At 57.2% G+C, this 16,702-nt stretch carries 19 protein-coding genes and 1 tRNA gene; 5 read left to right on the forward strand and 15 right to left on the reverse strand.

Going from position 1 to position 16,702, the window contains the following annotated elements; translation table 11 throughout:
* Nucleotides 1-127: 127 nt before the first annotated feature.
* On the reverse strand, nucleotides 128-1,675 hold the full coding sequence (locus CAF79_RS27600) for a TROVE domain-containing protein (protein ID WP_085701220.1): 1,548 nt from the start codon (nucleotides 1,673-1,675) through the stop codon (nucleotides 128-130).
* A gap of 206 nt (nucleotides 1,676-1,881) precedes the next feature.
* Here CAF79_RS27600 and rtcR point away from each other — a divergent pair, with 206 nt between their 5' ends.
* On the forward strand, nucleotides 1,882-3,483 hold the full coding sequence (gene rtcR / locus CAF79_RS27605; RefSeq protein WP_085701221.1) for an RNA repair transcriptional activator RtcR: 1,602 nt from the start codon (nucleotides 1,882-1,884) through the stop codon (nucleotides 3,481-3,483).
* A 341-nt stretch (nucleotides 3,484-3,824) separates the two neighbouring features.
* Nucleotides 3,825-4,082, forward strand: a complete 258-nt coding sequence (locus CAF79_RS27610; protein WP_085701222.1) for a hypothetical protein — start codon at nucleotides 3,825-3,827, stop codon at nucleotides 4,080-4,082.
* Nucleotides 4,083-4,429: 347 nt separating this feature from the next.
* On the opposite strand, the gene CAF79_RS27620 is transcribed toward CAF79_RS27610, so the two are convergent.
* The 9 genes from CAF79_RS27620 to thrS all read right to left on the reverse strand — a co-directional run bounded on the left by CAF79_RS27620 (nucleotide 4,430) and on the right by thrS (nucleotide 11,885).
* A tRNA-Pro gene (locus CAF79_RS27620) sits at nucleotides 4,430-4,506 on the reverse strand.
* 89 nt (nucleotides 4,507-4,595) lie between these two features.
* On the reverse strand, nucleotides 4,596-4,952 hold the full coding sequence (locus CAF79_RS27625) for a MerR family transcriptional regulator (RefSeq protein WP_003179985.1): 357 nt from the start codon (nucleotides 4,950-4,952) through the stop codon (nucleotides 4,596-4,598).
* Nucleotides 4,933-5,235, reverse strand: a complete 303-nt coding sequence (gene ihfA / locus CAF79_RS27630; protein ID WP_002553164.1) for an integration host factor subunit alpha — start codon at nucleotides 5,233-5,235, stop codon at nucleotides 4,933-4,935. Before ihfA ends, CAF79_RS27625 begins: the two co-directional genes overlap by 20 nt.
* A 3-nt stretch (nucleotides 5,236-5,238) precedes the next feature.
* Nucleotides 5,239-7,617, reverse strand: a complete 2,379-nt coding sequence (gene pheT / locus CAF79_RS27635) for a phenylalanine--tRNA ligase subunit beta (protein WP_085701223.1) — start codon at nucleotides 7,615-7,617, stop codon at nucleotides 5,239-5,241.
* A gap of 26 nt (nucleotides 7,618-7,643) precedes the next feature.
* Nucleotides 7,644-8,660, reverse strand: coding sequence for a phenylalanine--tRNA ligase subunit alpha (gene pheS, locus CAF79_RS27640; protein WP_011333387.1), 1,017 nt, complete (start codon nucleotides 8,658-8,660; stop codon nucleotides 7,644-7,646).
* A gap of 109 nt (nucleotides 8,661-8,769) precedes the next feature.
* The gene (rplT, locus tag CAF79_RS27645; protein WP_002553161.1) at nucleotides 8,770-9,126 is read right to left on the reverse strand and encodes a 50S ribosomal protein L20; all 357 of its coding nucleotides are present in this window, start codon (nucleotides 9,124-9,126) and stop codon (nucleotides 8,770-8,772) included.
* Between the two features lie 30 nt (nucleotides 9,127-9,156).
* Nucleotides 9,157-9,351, reverse strand: a complete 195-nt coding sequence (gene rpmI, locus CAF79_RS27650) for a 50S ribosomal protein L35 (protein WP_002553160.1) — start codon at nucleotides 9,349-9,351, stop codon at nucleotides 9,157-9,159.
* 60 nt (nucleotides 9,352-9,411) lie between these two features.
* Complete coding sequence (infC, locus tag CAF79_RS27655; RefSeq protein WP_170929631.1) at nucleotides 9,412-9,963, reverse strand: translation initiation factor IF-3; 552 nt, start codon at nucleotides 9,961-9,963, stop codon at nucleotides 9,412-9,414.
* Complete coding sequence (thrS, locus tag CAF79_RS27660; RefSeq protein WP_007956031.1) at nucleotides 9,963-11,885, reverse strand: threonine--tRNA ligase; 1,923 nt, start codon at nucleotides 11,883-11,885, stop codon at nucleotides 9,963-9,965. Before thrS ends, infC begins: the two co-directional genes overlap by 1 nt.
* 371 nt (nucleotides 11,886-12,256) lie before the next feature.
* Between thrS and CAF79_RS27665 the strand changes: the two genes are divergently transcribed.
* Nucleotides 12,257-12,559 carry a hypothetical protein gene (locus CAF79_RS27665; RefSeq protein WP_085701224.1) on the forward strand — a complete coding sequence of 101 codons (303 nt, stop codon included), beginning with the start codon at nucleotides 12,257-12,259 and terminating at the stop codon, nucleotides 12,557-12,559.
* A gap of 290 nt (nucleotides 12,560-12,849) precedes the next feature.
* Entirely contained in the window at nucleotides 12,850-13,062 is a 213-nt protein-coding gene (locus tag CAF79_RS27670; protein WP_017904083.1) for a cold-shock protein, read from the forward strand.
* Between the two features lie 72 nt (nucleotides 13,063-13,134).
* Here CAF79_RS27670 and CAF79_RS27675 read toward each other — a convergent pair whose 3' ends face one another.
* A complete protein-coding gene (locus tag CAF79_RS27675; protein WP_085701225.1) occupies nucleotides 13,135-13,452 on the reverse strand; it encodes an I78 family peptidase inhibitor in 318 nt (105 codons plus the stop codon).
* 167 nt (nucleotides 13,453-13,619) lie between these two features.
* On the reverse strand, nucleotides 13,620-13,925 hold the full coding sequence (locus CAF79_RS27680) for a hypothetical protein (protein ID WP_085701273.1): 306 nt from the start codon (nucleotides 13,923-13,925) through the stop codon (nucleotides 13,620-13,622).
* Between the two features lie 128 nt (nucleotides 13,926-14,053).
* Here CAF79_RS27680 and CAF79_RS27685 point away from each other — a divergent pair, with 128 nt between their 5' ends.
* A complete protein-coding gene (locus CAF79_RS27685) occupies nucleotides 14,054-14,266 on the forward strand; it encodes a hypothetical protein (RefSeq protein ID WP_085701226.1) in 213 nt (70 codons plus the stop codon).
* A gap of 33 nt (nucleotides 14,267-14,299) precedes the next feature.
* On the opposite strand, the gene CAF79_RS27690 is transcribed toward CAF79_RS27685, so the two are convergent.
* Genes CAF79_RS27690 through rbsK form a run of 3 tightly spaced genes read right to left on the reverse strand, consistent with a single transcriptional unit; the run spans nucleotide 14,300 to nucleotide 16,690 of the window.
* A complete protein-coding gene (locus CAF79_RS27690; RefSeq protein WP_085701227.1) occupies nucleotides 14,300-15,328 on the reverse strand; it encodes a nucleoside hydrolase in 1,029 nt (342 codons plus the stop codon).
* A 43-nt stretch (nucleotides 15,329-15,371) separates the two neighbouring features.
* Nucleotides 15,372-15,776 carry a D-ribose pyranase gene (gene rbsD / locus CAF79_RS27695; protein WP_085701228.1) on the reverse strand — a complete coding sequence of 135 codons (405 nt, stop codon included), beginning with the start codon at nucleotides 15,774-15,776 and terminating at the stop codon, nucleotides 15,372-15,374.
* Nucleotides 15,773-16,690 (reverse strand): ribokinase, encoded by a 918-nt coding sequence (gene rbsK / locus CAF79_RS27700; protein WP_085701229.1) that lies wholly within the window; start codon nucleotides 16,688-16,690, stop codon nucleotides 15,773-15,775. Before rbsK ends, rbsD begins: the two co-directional genes overlap by 4 nt.
* Between the last annotated feature and the right edge of the window lie 12 nt (nucleotides 16,691-16,702).

The following is a 16,702-nucleotide window of genomic DNA, read 5'->3' on the forward strand; positions in this document are numbered from 1 at the left end:
TCAGATGTACAGCCATCGGCATTCGTGCCGTCACGCGCACTGACAAGGGTTTGGTGAGACGTCTTGGATGTAGTCCCACCGGCATTCAGTGCCCGTGACAAATCAATTCATTGGGTGGCTGATTGCCTCATCCCATGCATTCAATCGCTTCGACCCAGTGCTGCGGTCCGTACCGGCCGGCAGTGAACTGCTCGATCACATCAAACACCGCATCACTGAAACCGCCGACATTCAGGATGTCGTCACGATCCGCCGCCGGTGTCGCCCAACCTGGTTGCAGGTCAATGCAAATCAGGCGTGCCTGCGGGTTGATCCGCTTTATCCGCTCCCATTGCAGCATCGTCTCGCTGGCGCCCTGACGTCGCGCATCGATCCAAGTTTCGTTGTCCGACAGCATGAGCAACGTATCGACCCTGGCCTTGCTGTCCGCCAGTTTCTTCAACGGCGCCGAGCAGCAGGTTCCGCCGCCGAAAATGCCCGCAAGTTTTTCGGCATTGCTGATCACACTGTCGCGCGGGTTGAGGGTGATATCCACCACCTTCCATTCGAACGGCATCACCCGTGCCGTCGGCTGTTTACGCACCACCGCCGCCGTAATCAGTGCCGCCACATCGATGCAGCGCACCGCGGTGGTCGCGCCCTGACGATAACCGGTCAGCGGGCTACCCATGGATCCGGAAACATCCGGGCAAACCACCACAGCCCCCTGAAGCTTCGGCACATTGGCCAACGACAGCTCCAGCGCATCCTGCAAAGCCTCGCGAATCAGCGCCGGCACGTCATCGCCGACCATCCGGTACGCTGCCAGCAACTGGTACGGATACACCCGTGCCCTGACCACTGCTTCGGGATCCGCCAACCGTGCGGCCACGGTTTCGGTGCAACCCGGCACTTCAAAAGCACCATGGCGCGCAAGCGTATTGAGGTTAATCCGCAGCCCCTGCCAGCCCATGTTTCGCGCCTGCTCTGCCCATTGTTCCTTGCTCAACGTTTCGTTACCGAGCAATTGAAAAGGCACTTCAGGCACTTGATCACTCGCTCCGCTGCGAAATGCCAGCAGATCGCGAGTCAATCCGGGCAACGCCTGTGCATCCACCGGTTTGCCGATCACCCAGGCAAAAAACGCTTCGCGCCAGGCCTCGGACGGTTTTGGGTGAACCATCTTCACCACATCCGCCAGCGAAGGCTGATTGCCGATCGATGCCTGCAAGAGCTGGCGTTCGGTCGCGCTGTTCAGCCAGTTCTGCACCAGACGCTTGGGCTGAGAACCCAGGGAGCGGCGACCGGTGGCGCCACTGCGCAGGATTTGCACGAAATTGCGCAGCATTTTGCCGCTGTCCACGACCTTCTCGAACACCTCCGGCACCAGAGCCGAACGCTGAGCGGCCAGCGCCGCCAGCAACAAGGCCGGCATGTCTTTCATGTGTCCTTTTTGGCGAGCGTAAAGAGCGGCATTTGCCACGAAGCGGCTGTCCAGCTCCGCAACCAGCTTCAACACCTGATCCAACTGACTTTGAGCAGATGCGTAAAAGGTCGAATTCAGGCAACCGGTGACAGCCAGCTGAGCCAGTTGATGCTTGGGTGTGTAGGCATAAGCCGCGGCACCGGAAGCATTCAAGGCGTCGCACGCCGGCAGGCTTTTCGATTGCGTATTGAAGAGGTTGAAATTGGCCATTCGTGGCGTCTCGCTATGTTGTCCTGTTCGTTGCGACAGGTATTGCAGTCGCTGTGCCAGCTTTTGAAAAAGTTCGAAAATTATTTTTATCTATTTGATTTTTAAAGACTTTATTTTAGTCGCAATTACCCATGAACTCTCATCACGACAAATAACACGCTTAAACATTATCATTGGGTATCGTCGTTTATCTTTAAGGATCATTAATGTCCGGCAAGCGCACCGTCGCCATCGGTTTCATCGGCGCCACCCTTGATCGCGTAGGCAAAGGCGCCAACCGCTGGAACCATTGGCGGCCTAGCGTGGGCCTGTGCCAGCAACCGGATGTATTGATCCATCGACTGGAACTGATACACGGCACAGACGCCCGGGACACGAGCCTGGCCGAACGCATTCGCGAGGACATCCATCAGGTGTCGCCCGGCACAGAAGTGCGCCTGCACCCGATGCCGTTGCGTAATCCCTGGGATTTCGAAGAGGTCTACGGCGCGCTCCATGACTTCACCTCCGAATACACTTTCGATACCGAGCGTGAGGACTATCTGGTGCACATCACCACAGGAACCCACGTCGCGCAGATCTGCTGGTTCTTGCTGACCGAGGCGCGCTACTTGCCGGCACGCCTGATCCAGACCTCCCCCGCCCGCCGCAAGAACGAAGAAGAACCGGCCACCGGCACACACGCCCTGATTGACCTGGATCTGTCGCGCTACGACCGGATTGCCTCTCGCTTCACTCACAGACGCCTGGAAGGCCTGGAGTTTCTCAAGTCCGGCATCGCCACCCGAAACACCGCGTTCAACCGTTCCATCGAACAGATCGAACGCGTGGCCGTACGCTCCAAAGCGCCGATGCTGCTGATCGGTCCGACCGGCGCCGGCAAGTCTTTTCTCGCCCGACGCATTTACGAGCTCAAACGCAGTCGCCATCAAATGCAGGGACGCTTCGTTGAAGTCAACTGCGCCACCCTGCGTGGGGACGGTGCAATGTCCGCGCTGTTCGGCCACGTCAAAGGCGCCTTTACCGGCGCACAAAACGCACGCGACGGCCTATTGCGAGCGGCTGACGGCGGCATGTTGTTTCTCGATGAGATCGGCGAACTGGGCACGGACGAACAAGCCATGCTGCTCAAGGCCATCGAAGAGAAGCGCTTCTTCCCGCTGGGCTCGGACAAGGAAGTCGACAGCGACTTCCTGATCATCGCAGGCACCCACCGCGACCTGCGCAGTCGTGTCGCCGAAGGCCTGTTCCGGGAAGATCTCTACGCTCGGATCAACCTCTGGACGTTCGACCTGCCAGGCTTGGCGGGCCGCCGCGAAGACATCGAACCCAACATCGATTTCGAGCTTGAACGCCACGCGCGCGAACACGGCCAAATGGTGCGCTTTAACCTTGAAGCCCGACGGCGCTACCTGGGGTTTGCCAGCTCACGGGAAGCTGCGTGGCTGGGTAACTTCCGCGAGCTTTCGGCCTCGATCACGCGCATGGCGACACTGGCCGACAGCGGGCGAATCGATGAAGCGCAGGTCAAGGAGGAAATTGATCGACTGCGGTACGCGTGGGGGCTGGCGCAACCGACAGGCGTGACTGATGAACTGCCGGGCAATGCCGAGACACTGGACCTGTTCGATCGATTGCAATTGAAGGCGGTGCTGGAAGTTTGCCGCCAGGCAGACAGCCTGTCGGATGCCGGCAGACGACTGTTCGGCGTGTCGCGACAGGCCAAAGCGCAGCCCAATGATGCCGACCGATTGAGGAAGTACCTCGGGCGGTTCGGCATTGACTGGAACCAGTTGCGCGAGCAGTGAAACATGACCGTAGCCAATTGGGTCGATGAGATAAACTGCGCCGCACCGCGATACCGGCACCGAACAAAGGACAAACACGGATGGACTTACTGGAGTTTTTTTCAAACCTGCTATCGGCTCTGAATAGCTTCCAGACGTCCGGCCAAAAGCCTCGCAGAGTCTTCACCCGCGGATTTGTAGTGACCTGCGTCTTCGTGGCGATCATCGAGCTGTTCTTACTGAACCATATCTATAGCGGGCATCCGTGAACGAATAGCTACGAGTTCCGCCCGTCAGTTGACCGGCACTTTACCCCGGGTCAGAACTTCCAACGTCTATCAACCTGACGCGGAAGCCCGACGATGAACCGAACCATTGCAGCCCTCATGCTTGGAAGTCTTTTATCCGCCAATGCCTCCCTCGCAATGGCGGGAAGCAGCGTCCCGCCAACCGGCATTCCCGGGGTCAACCAGGGAGGCACCGAGTCCAAGGAAGAAAAGGCCGACAAAAAGGGTGAAGAGGCCTCGGGCTCGAACTCCGGTGCAGAGGCCCATGAAACCGAGAAGGATGCGCAAACGTCCAGCGGCTCAAAGGATGGGATGAAAGAAAAGAAGCCCTGAGCGAGTTAGCCGCCTCATAAGTTTTTGCAGGCATAAAAAGGCTCGAGGGGCGGCTGGTTGTTACAAGGGATGGAAAGAAGAGGAAATGCAGGGCTTCTATGATGTACGAGGATTGCCGCTGCAACCTGTATCAGAAAGTCGGAAAGGATGGGCAGAAAATCACAGGCCATGCCAGTGAGAGCATGACCAAAAACTAACAGAAGGACCGTGCGAAAATCGTCTGGTCGGACGCAGCTTCGGACCTGAATATCAGCGAAATTACCGGGTAATTTTGCGCGGGTTTTGCGCAGGCACAAAAAAGCCGATCCAGATGATCGGCTTAAGTGTCTGATGTTACTCAGGAATTATGGTCGGGACGGAGTGATTCGAACACTCGACCCCTAGCACCCCATGCTAGTGCGCTACCGGACTGCGCTACGCCCCGACTAGGTTTGAAACTCGTTCTTCATCTCGAAGAACGCTCAAGAATATATCGCAAGCTTTTGAAAACTGGAAGTATTTAAAAGCAGGAAATTATTTCTTGAGAACCACCAGCACATCTTCGAGCTCGGCGATCATCTGGCGGATCATTTGCTTGTATTGGGTGGTGTCGTCTTTGGCTTCATCGCCGGACAGACGCAGGCGCGCGCCGCCGATGGTGAACCCCTGATCGTAAAGGAGCGCGCGGATCTGCCGGATCATCAGCACGTCCTGGCGCTGATAATACCGGCGGTTTCCGCGGCGTTTGACGGGGTTGAGCTGAGGAAACTCCTGCTCCCAGTAGCGCAGCACGTGCGGTTTTACCGCACACAGCTCGCTGACTTCACCAATGGTGAAGTAGCGTTTGCCCGGGATGACGGGTAGTTCGTCGTTATGACTTGGTTCCAGCATAAGCCTCAACTCGGGCCTTCAACTTCTGCCCTGGACGAAAGGTGACCACACGGCGAGCCGTGATCGGGATTTCTTCCCCCGTTTTCGGGTTGCGGCCAGGCCGCTGGCGTTTGTCCCGAAGGTCGAAATTGCCGAAACCCGACAGTTTGACCTGCTCGTTGTCTTCAAGAGCGTGCCTGATTTCCTCGAAAAACAGTTCAACCAATTCCTTGGCTTCCCGCTTGTTCAGGCCCAGCTCTTCATACAGACGTTCCGCCATCTCTGCTTTCGTCAAAGCCCCCATACGTCACTTCCTTAACGTGGCGTTCAACCTTTGTTCGAGCGAGGTGAGGATATTTTGCGTCGTCGAATTCACCTCATCGTCATTAAGAGTGCGCGATGGATGCTGCCAGGTCAAGCCGACTGCGAGGCTTTTTCTATCAGGATCAATGCCTTTACCCTGATACACGTCAAATAGCCTGAGGTCTGTCAGCCATTCGCCTGCATTTTCACGGATTACGTCCAGTACAGCCGAGGCTGCAACGTCTTTGTGCGCAATCAGTGCCAGGTCACGACGCACTTCAGGAAAGCGCGACAACTCGTGGAATTTCGGCATTTTCCCCAGAGCGACTTCGGCCAGAACCAGCTCGAAGACGAAGACCGGACGGTCGAGACCCAGGGATTTCGAAAGCTCAGGGTGAATCGCGCCGATAAAACCGACTTCACGCCCTTCCCGCTCGATGCGCGCGGTCTGACCCGGATGCAGCGCAGGGTGTTTGCCCGGTACGAAAGTGAACTGATCCAGCGCACCGGCAAAACCCAGCACCGCTTCTACGTCAGCCTTGACGTCGAAGAAATCCACGGTCTCGCGACCTTGCGCCCAGCCTTCCGGCAGACGGCTGCCGCACACCACACCGGCGATCATCGGCTCTTGCTTCAGACCTTCCAGCTGACCGACAAAGCGCAGACCGCTCTCGAACAGGCGGACACGATCCTGCTGACGGTTGAGGTTGTGTTGCAACGCCTTGACCAGCCCTGGCCACAGCGACGAACGCATGGCAGCCATGTCATTGGAGATCGGGTTCGCCAACAGCAGCGGCTCGACGCCCGGGTTGAACAGCTCGAATTGCTTCGGATCGATGAAGCTATAAGTGATTGCTTCCTGATAGCCACGAGCTACCAGCAGACGACGCAGCTCTGGCAGATCACTACGCGCTTCAGCCTTGGCTTGTGGCGCCAGACGAGCTTGCGGGTAACGAACCGGCAGGCGGTTATAACCGTACAGACGCGCCAGCTCTTCGATCAGATCGACTTCCAGGCTGATATCGAAGCGATGGCTTGGCACTTCCACGCGCCATTGCCCAGCTCCGTCGGCGCAAACCTTCAAACCCAAAGCATTGAGCAGGCGCTCGACTTCGGCGGAATCCATTTCCATGCCCAGCATCTGGGTGATGCGCTGAGTACGCAGAGTAATGGGCGCGATCGACGGCAGATGCTGCTCGCTGACGGTTTCGATGATCGGGCCAGCTTCGCCACCAGTGATTTCCAGCAGCAAACCAGTGGCACGCTCCATGGCTTCACGGGCCAGTTGCCAGTCCACCCCGCGCTCGTAGCGGTGCGAAGCGTCAGTGTGCAGACCGTAGGACCGAGCCTTGCCCGCCACAGCGATCTGATCGAAGAACGCACTTTCAAGGAATACGTCACGAGTGGTCGCGGACACACCACTGTGCTCGCCACCCATCACGCCGGCAATGGCCAGAGCGCGAGTGTGGTCGGCGATCACCAGCGTATCGCTACGCAGGCTGACTTCCTGACCGTCGAGCAGCACGAGCTTCTCGCCCTCTTCCGCCATGCGTACCCGGATGCCGCCATTGATTTCGGCGAGATCGAACGCGTGCAGCGGCTGACCCAGCTCGAGCATCACGTAGTTGGTGATGTCGACGGCAGCGTCGATGCTGCGGACTTCCGCGCGACGCAGGCGTTCAACCATCCACAACGGCGTAGGCTTGGAAAGGTCAACGTTACGGATGACCCGGCCCAGATAACGTGGGCAGGCAGCAGGTGCGAGGACCTCTACCGAACGCACTTCGTCGTGCACCGCCGGAACGGTCATCACCACCGGGCGAGTGACCGGAGCGTCGTACAGCGCTCCGACTTCACGGGCCAGACCGGCCAGGGACAGGCAGTCGCCACGGTTCGGAGTCAGGTCGACTTCGATGCTGGCGTCTTCCAGGTCCAGATAAACACGGAAATCTTCGCCCACCGGCGCATCGGCCGGCAGTTCCATCAGACCATCATTGCCTTCACCGACCTGCAGCTCGGATTGCGAGCACAGCATGCCGTTGGACTCGACGCCGCGCAGCTTGGCCTTCTTGATCTTGAAGTCGCCCGGCAGCTCGGCACCGATCATCGCGAACGGAATCTTCAGGCCCGGACGCACGTTTGGCGCACCGCACACGACCTGGAAAGTTTCCGCACCATTGCTGACCTGGCAAACGCGCAGTTTGTCGGCATCGGGATGCTGCTCGGTGCTGAGCACCTCGCCCACCACCACGCCACTGAAAACACCGGCGGCCGGCGTAACGCTATCGACCTCAAGACCGGCCATCGACAGACGTGCAACCAGCGCGTCGCGATCTACCTGCGGGCTGACCCAGCCACGCAGCCATTGTTCACTGAATTTCATCCTGCTCTCCTAAGAATTCGTTACGACTAGCGAAATTGCGCGAGGAACCGCAAGTCGTTGTCGAAGAACAGACGCAAGTCGTTCACGCCGTAACGCAGCATGGCCAGTCGCTCGACGCCCATGCCGAAGGCAAAGCCCGAGAATTCTTCCGGGTCGATCCCGGACATGCGCAGCACGTTCGGGTGAACCATGCCGCAGCCCATTACTTCCAGCCAGCCGGTCTGCTTGCAGACGCGGCAGCCTTTACCGCTGCACATCACGCATTCCATGTCGACTTCGGCGGAAGGCTCGGTGAACGGAAAGTACGAGGGACGGAAACGCACGGCCAGTTCTTTTTCGAAGAACACCCGCAGGAACTCTTCGATGGTGCCTTTCAGGTCGGCGAAGTTGATGTCGCGATCAACCAGCAGGCCTTCGACCTGATGGAACATCGGCGAGTGGGTGATATCGGAGTCGCTGCGATACACACGGCCTGGGCAGACGATGCGGATCGGCGGCTTTTTCGATTCCATGGTGCGGACCTGTACCGGCGAGGTATGGGTGCGCAGCAACATGTTCGCATTGAAATAGAAGGTGTCGTGCATCGACCGGGCCGGGTGATGACCTGGGATGTTGAGCGCCTCGAAGTTGTGATAGTCGTCTTCGACCTCAGGGCCTTCGGCAATGCCGTAGCCGATATGGGTGAAGAACTGTTCGATACGTTCCAGAGTCCGGGTTACCGGATGCAGACCACCGGAGGTCTGACCGCGGCCCGGCAGGGTCACGTCAATGGATTCGGCAGACAGCTTGGCAGCCAGTTCGGCTTCCTCAAACAGAGCCATGCGCGCATTGAGAACGCCTGTGACACGTTCCTTGGCAACGTTGATCAGCGCGCCGACCTGCGGACGCTCTTCTGCCGGCAAATTCCCCAGGGTCTTCATCACCTGAGTCAATTCACCCTTTTTGCCAAGGTATTGAACCCGGATTTGCTCCAGGGCATTGATATCTTCAGCGCTTTGCACAGCCTCTAGTGCTTGAGAGACCAGCGCATCCAGGTTTTCCATGTACAGACTCCAGATACAAAATAGGGGAAGAGCTTGAAGGCTCTTCCCCTATTTATGACGTTTAACACCTGACCCCACAGAGGTGAGGCCGGGTGACTGTCGGGGGTACTTAAGCCAAGGTGGCTTTAGCTTTCTCGACAATCGCAGCAAACGCCGCTTTTTCGTTCACTGCCAGATCAGCCAGAACCTTACGGTCGATCTCGATGGACGCTTTTTTCAGGCCAGCGATGAAACGGCTGTAGGACAAACCGTTAACACGAGCACCAGCGTTGATACGAGCGATCCACAGAGCGCGGAACTGACGTTTTTTCTGACGACGGTCACGGTAGGCGTATTGGCCTGCCTTGATTACCGCTTGCTTGGCAACACGGAATACGCGGGAGCGCGCGCCGTAGTAGCCTTTAGCAAGTTTCAGAATTTTTTTGTGACGTTTACGGGCAATGACGCCACGCTTTACACGAGCCATGAGTTACTTCCTCTATTCTTGATCCAAAAATTAACGAAGGCGCAGCATGCGCTCGACTTTTGCCACGTCAGACGGATGCAGCAAGCTGCTACCGCGCAGTTGACGCTTACGCTTGGTCGACATTTTGGTCAGGATGTGGCTCTTGAAAGCGTGCTTGTGCTTGATACCGTTAGCAGTTTTCAGAAACCGCTTAGCAGCACCACTTTTGGTTTTCATCTTTGGCATGTTCGGATACTCCGCATTCAGTTGATAAACATAATCAGAAGGCCTGCCGTGCCCTGTTGATTACTTCTTCTTTTTCGGGGCGATGACCATGATCAGCTGGCGTCCTTCCATCTTAGGATGCTGTTCGACCGAACCGTACTCGAGCAGGTCTTGTTCAACCCGCTTGAGAAGTTCCATCCCCAGCTCCTGGTGGGCCATCTCACGGCCGCGGAATCGCAAGGATACCTTGGCCCTGTCCCCGTCACTCAGGAAACGTACCAGGTTGCGCAGTTTTACCTGGTAATCCCCTTCCTCCGTCCCTGGACGAAACTTGATTTCTTTTACCTGAATCTGCTTCTGGTTTTTCTTCGCCGCAGCAATCTGCTTCTTCTTTTCGAAGATCGATTTGCCGTAGTCCATCACACGGCAAACCGGTGGGACTGCGTCGGCAGAGATTTCTACCAGATCAAGCTTTGCTTCTTCAGCAATACGAAGCGCTTCATCAATCGAGACGATGCCAATCTGCTCGCCATCAGCGCCAATTAACCGAACCTCGCGTGCCGAGATATTCTCGTTGATCGGGGCTTTCGGTGCAGTTCGTTTATCTTGTCTCATTTCACGCTTAATAATAATTACTCCGAATCTGGGCGACCACGCCGGGAAACCGCTTGCGCGAGAAACTCAGCGAACTGGGCGACGGGCATCGAGCCCAGGTCAGCACCTTCACGAGTACGCACAGCGACAGTCTGCATCTCGACTTCCTTATCCCCAATAACCAAGAGATATGGAACCTTGAGCAAAGTATGCTCGCGGATTTTAAAGCCGATCTTTTCATTTCTCAAGTCGGACTTGGCACGAAACCCGCTTTCGTTGAGAGTTTTTTCGACCTGAGCGACGAAATCTGCCTGTTTATCAGTGATATTCATGATCACCGCCTGGGTTGGCGCGAGCCACGCAGGGAATGCACCTTCATAGTGCTCGATCAGAATCCCGACGAAACGCTCGAACGAACCGAGGATCGCACGGTGCAACATCACTGGATGCTTGCGGCTGTTGTCTTCGGAGACGTATTCGGCTCCCAGGCGCACAGGCAGGTTGAAATCGAGCTGCAAGGTACCACACTGCCACACACGACCGAGGCAATCTTTCAGCGAGAATTCGATTTTCGGACCATAAAACGCCCCCTCACCCGGTTGCAGATCGTATGGCAGGCCTGCGCTATCAAGCGCTGCAGCCAGGGCCGCCTCGGCGCGATCCCACAGCTCGTCGGAACCGACGCGTTTTTCCGGGCGAGTAGACAGCTTCATCTCGACATCGGTAAAGCCGAAGTCGCGATAAACATCCATGGTCAGTTTGATAAACGCAGCGGATTCAGCCTGCATCTGCTCTTCGGTGCAGAAGATGTGGGCATCATCCTGGGTGAATGCACGGACACGCATGATGCCATGCAGGGCACCCGATGGCTCGTTACGGTGGCAGGCACCGAACTCGGCCAGTCGCATCGGCAGCTCGCGGTAGCTCTTCAGGCCTTGGTTGAACACCTGCACATGGCATGGGCAGTTCATCGGCTTGATCGCGTAGTCGCGGCTTTCCGACTCAGTGGTGAACATGTTGTCGGCGTAGTTGGCCCAGTGCCCGGACTTTTCCCACAGGCTGCGGTCGACGACTTGCGGCGTCTTGATCTCGAGATAGCCGTTGTCGCGCTGCACTTTGCGCATGTACTGCTCAAGCACCTGGTACAGCGTCCAGCCATTCGGGTGCCAGAACACCATGCCCGGCGCTTCTTCCTGGGTGTGGAACAGGCCCAGGCGCTTGCCGATCTTGCGGTGATCGCGCTTTTCAGCTTCTTCGATACGCTGGATGTAAGCTGCCAGCTGCTTCTTGTCTGCCCAAGCGGTGCCATAAACGCGCTGCAATTGCTCGTTCTTGGCATCACCGCGCCAATAGGCGCCGGACAGCTTGGTCAATTTGAAGGACTTCAGGAAGCGGGTGTTCGGCACGTGCGGACCGCGGCACATGTCGACGTATTCTTCGTGATAGTACAAGCCCATCGCCTGCTCGTTCGGCATGTCTTCGACCAGACGCAGCTTGTAGTCTTCGCCACGGGCCTTGAACACTTCGATCACTTCGGCACGCGGAGTGACTTTCTTGATGACGTCATATTCTGTATCGATCAGCTGTTGCATGCGCTGTTCGATGGCCGCCATGTCGTCCGGAGTAAAAGGACGCTCGAAGGCGATATCGTAATAGAAGCCTTCGTCGATAACCGGCCCGATGACCATTTTTGCAGTCGGGTACAGTTGCTTGACCGCGTGGCCGACCAGGTGGGCACAAGAGTGGCGAATGATCTCCAGCCCCTCTTCATCCTTTGGCGTGATGATTTGCAGCGTCGCGTCGCTGTCGATGATGTCGCAGGCGTCGACCAGCTTGCCGTTGACCTTGCCGGCCACGGTGGCTTTGGCCAGACCTGCGCCAATGGATGCGGCGACCTCGGCTACGGAAACCGGGTGATCGAATGAACGTTGACTGCCGTCGGGAAGAGTAATAGTTGGCATGGCGCCTCCTCTCCTAGTGGTGACCCCTACCAAAGGTCACGTGGGTTGGGATGAGCCAGTACAAGATCCGATCCAGGCCATTCAATGACGAACGCCTGCCTTACAGCGGCAGGAGCCTTGCGGCCAACCGGAAAACCGAACCAGAGTGACTGGGATTCAAATCAGAAATTCGTACATTGCCGCCACCGGGACTGAAGGTCATCCGGAGCCTGCGAACGCCCGAGCGAGGCATGCTAGCACAGATGAACGGTCACCGATGCACTCTGGTTTTTACCGGGAGGCAAATCGTCTGTTTTATGCGAGAGTGCTGAACTTGATCGGCCTTCAGGCCCTCAGATAACAAGACATTGACCCACAAGGAGCATCCCCGCATGCGTCTTAACACCCTGCTTGCCGCAGTCGCCCCTCTCGTTTTGCTGCTGCCGTTGAGCGCCCACGCCGACTGGCCCAAGGGCGAGCGTGAGAAATACATGGCTCAGTGCACCCAGGCCGCGACTCCGCAAATCGGTGCTGCTGCCGCGAAATCCCACTGTGCATGCGGCGCCGATGCCATCAAGTCCTACCCTGCCAGCGATATTCAGGCGCTGATGGACAATAAGGCCAGTCAGGAATTGCAGCAGAAAGCCCTGGGACAAATTGCCAAATGCAAGGCCAACGTCCCGGCAAAAAAATGATGAAACAGGCCTTTTCAATGCCTCCGGCACCGCTGAAAAGCATCTGATTCAGGCTTTTTCGTACGATTTATGCAGGTTTTACAGGTTTTTTTATTGTCTTTATTTTTCGCTCGAGGCCTTTTAAACCGGGGCCTCCAGCCGAAACAGGCAGACAAGAAAACAAGACCGATTGGCAAACAGCACGTCCGGGGGGCTACCAAAGCGAACATTTCGACTATGATACCCCGGTGTGCCCAGTTGGCCTGAGCAGCACAGTACTACTGAAAATATATGTTTCTTGGAGATACACCATGTCTAATCGCCAAACCGGCACCGTTAAATGGTTCAACGATGAAAAAGGCTTCGGCTTCATCACTCCTCAAGGTGGCGGTGACGACCTGTTCGTACACTTCAAAGCTATCGAAGCTGACGGTTTCAAAAGCCTGAAAGAAGGCCAAACCGTTTCCTTCGTGGCTGAGAAAGGCCAAAAGGGTATGCAAGCTGCACAAGTTCGCCCAGAGTAATTTCCCGGCGCACTAAAAAAACCCCGTCCATGTGACGGGGTTTTTTATGGGTGAAACAAAAGCCCGAAAGGCTCAGCCACAATTGACGCGTGTGACCACCAGGTTCTGATCGGTATTCAGGTTGAGGCGATCGGATCGGTACTCCAGAGTAATCATGTCATTGGGCTTGAGGAACCGGGCGTTCTGCGCACCGGCCTTTTTGCGTGCCTGCTCCAACAGCTCCGGCGAAGCTTTCTTGCCGAGAGCGAACTCCGCAGCAGATGCCTCACAACGACCATGGCCAGCCTCAGTCGCCACGGGATCCTTCTGCGACTCGCTGGAGGTTGTAGAGCAACCAGCCAAAAGAGCAACGACCATCAGTGCACCCAGTGACGCGAACTTGCAAGGCATTGAAGCCTCCTTATTTCAATTTTGAGCAGAGATCGTGCGACCGCCAATACAGCGTTTGGTTTCACGGTGAGTGCTATCACCCTGCCCTACGATCGGAAAAACGCCGAGTGTGCCTGAGCATCACCTGAAGCATCACCCCGTAAAACGTCACTGAATATTAATGACGTTCAATAGACATCAATGTAGTCATAGGGCGGGTTCGGCCAGTTGTCCTTGAGCGCATTGAAAATCTGCATGACCCAGACTTCGTCGCTGGCCGCGACATTTCCCACGTATCCCGAGCCTATTGCCCAGGTCTCCAGACGAAACAGCAGGCCATCGATGTCCTGGCCGCCAGTGACGCCCGAAGAGATATAAGCGATGCCGCCCTTGGTCACGCGCAGCTGGGTGTGCTCGTCATCACTGGCCGACGCCAGCATGCGACGCACAGCATCAAGGGTCAGGCCGTCGGGGCTGTTCAAATCGATCTGCACAGCGCAATCCTTGTTTTTTGCGGAAATGACCAAGTGTCGCATAGCCCTGCGCTCATGCCTAAGTCGCAGTGCCAAACACTCGGCAAAGTGGTTAACTCAAAACTCCGATCCCGTGACCGAGCCCCGCCATGACCACCGTAAGCATCACCGCCGACATAAAGGCCACCTGGCCACAAGGGCATAGCTCTTACAGTCCGGGCAGCCCGGAGGAATTGGCATTGATCAGCATCGACTTGCTGGTGAAGACGTTGGGAACACAGGGCGCGCAATCCTTCATTGCCCAGCTGTTCGAGAAGTATCCCGATGCCTTCAAAGGGACATCGGGTACCGAGAGGGAGTAAAAGCCCGCAAACTGGCACCTGCAGGCGCATGGCTTATTTCAGACGCTTCAGACGCTCGGTCAGCAGATCGAAGAAGCCCTGGGCGTCGCCGTTCTCCACCCAGAAGGCGTTCTTGGGCGCCTTCAGACCGTCATACCAGTCGACAACGGTCTGGCCGAACGTCGGGCCTTCACGGCTGTCGACCACCACATTCACCGAACGACCAGTGAACAGCTCAGGCTTGAGCAGATAAGCCACGACGGTAGCGTCATGCACCGGACCACCCGGAATGCCGTAGTGCTCCATATCCCCTTTGATGTACTCGTTGAGGATGTCGCCGACAATCTTGCTCGCATTGTTGTTCAGTGCCGCAATCTGCTTGAGGCGTGCATCGCTGGTCAGGATCTTGTGGGTCACGTCCAGCGGCAGGTAAGTCAGTTTCACACCGCTCTTGAGCACCACCTCAGCCGCTTGCGGGTCGGCGTACAGGTTGAACTCGGCCACTGGCGTGATGTTGCCGCCATTGAAGTGAGCGCCGCCCATGATCACCACTTCCTTGATCCCCTGAACAATCTCCGGCTCCTGAATCAGTGCCAGGGCCAGGTTGGTCTGCGGACCGAGCATCGCGATGGTGATGCTGTGCGGCTTGGCTTTTTTCAGAGTGTCGATCAGGTAATTGACCGCATTACCTTCAGCCAGGCCTTTCTTCGGCTCATGTACCGTGACACCCGAAAGGCCTTCCTTGCCATGGATGTTTTCGGCGTAGATCGGCGTACGCATCATAGGTTTAGGCGCACCGGCGTATACCGGAATCTCTTCCCGCCCTGCCCACTCACGGGCCAACCGGGCATTGCGCGAAGTCTTGTCCAGACGGACGTTGCCAGCCACGGTGGTCAACGCGCGAATGTTCAGCTCCTCCGGGGAGGCCAGGGCAAACAACAGGGCGACCACGTCGTCGGCGCCCGGATCGGTATCGATGATCAGGTCGATCTTTTCCGCCGCGTGGGCGCCGGTCGCTGTTATCACAGACAAAAGCAGCAGACTCCGAATCAATTGATGAATTTTTTGAGCATAGCGTTGCATGGCGCATTCCTTGTGCAGATGAAATCAAAAGGGGCGAACCCCGTCAGAATGTAACTCCGGACACCAGCACGATGTTGCAGTACGGCTGACATTCTCCCGTACGAACAATCGCTCGTGCCTGTCGGCTGAGTACCTTGAATTGCTCGTGACTGAGCAGATCGCGCCGCCCGAGCGAGCCTTCGTCATTCAGCTCTTCCAGCGTGGACAGCGCGGTCGGTTGCTTGTCGAAAATCTCCTTGGCCAGCGCATGGCTTTCCACCTGCATCTCGCTGAGCACGACTTTCAGGGTGCTGACGAAATCCGGGACGCCGTGCGTCAACGCCAGATCGATCAGTTCAACACCCGGCGGCACCGGCAGGCCGGCATCACCGATCACGACCATGTCGCCGTGACCGAGGGAGGCAACCAGCCTCGACAGGGCGACATTGAGCAAAGGAGTCTTTTTCATGCGGATTTGAATGCCTGTACGTCGGAGGTAGTGGGAATGGACGGCTGGGCACCTGCCCGGGTAACCGACAGGGCCGCCGCGACTTGCCCGAAACGAATGGCCTCGTCCTCGGTTTTGCCGGCCGCCAGTGCAGCCGCAAATCCGCCGACAAAGGTATCCCCGGCGGCGGTGGTATCGACTGCCTCCACTTTGGGTGCCGGAAAATGCTGGTAACCCTTGCCATCGGCGAACAGTGAACCTTGAGCGCCCAGTGTGATGATGACCTTGCCAGCGCCCAGTGAAATCAGGTGTGCAGCGGCTTTCTCGGCGGTCTCCAGCGAATCCACCGGCAAACCGCTGAGGGCGGCGGCCTCGCTCTCGTTGGGAATCACGTAATCGATGGCGGCAAACCAGTCCGTCGGCAACGGACGACTGGCCGGCGCCGGGTTGAGGATGACCGTCTTGCCCAGTTCACGTCCGCGTTTCAGCGCATGGCCCACAGTCGCATCGGGAATTTCCAGCTGGCAGATGATCACGTCGGCCGCCTGCAGCACTGCGTCGAACCGGTCGATGACCGCCGGGGTCATCGAACCATTGGCGCCGGCCACGATGACAATCGCGTTCTGGCTATTGTCATCGACCACGATCAGCGCCACACCACTGGAACCCTCCACCACGCTGACTGCCTGACAATCAATCTGCTCGGCCAGCAACGCGTCGCGCAATTGCAGGCCATAGTCATCATTGCCGACACAACCAACCATCGACACTTGCGCACCCAATCGAGCAGCGGCCACCGCCTGATTGGCGCCCTTGCCACCGGACACGGTCGCGAAGGAATGGCCGATCAGCGTCTCACCGCCCCGGGGCAAACGCGGCGCCCGGGTGACCAGGTCCATGTTCAGGCTGCCTATTACCACTACATTTGCGGACATACATCACTACTC

It is taken from the genome of Pseudomonas sp. B26(2017) (assembly GCF_002113045.1).
In the GTDB taxonomy this organism is placed as follows: Bacteria; Pseudomonadota; Gammaproteobacteria; order Pseudomonadales; family Pseudomonadaceae; genus Aquipseudomonas.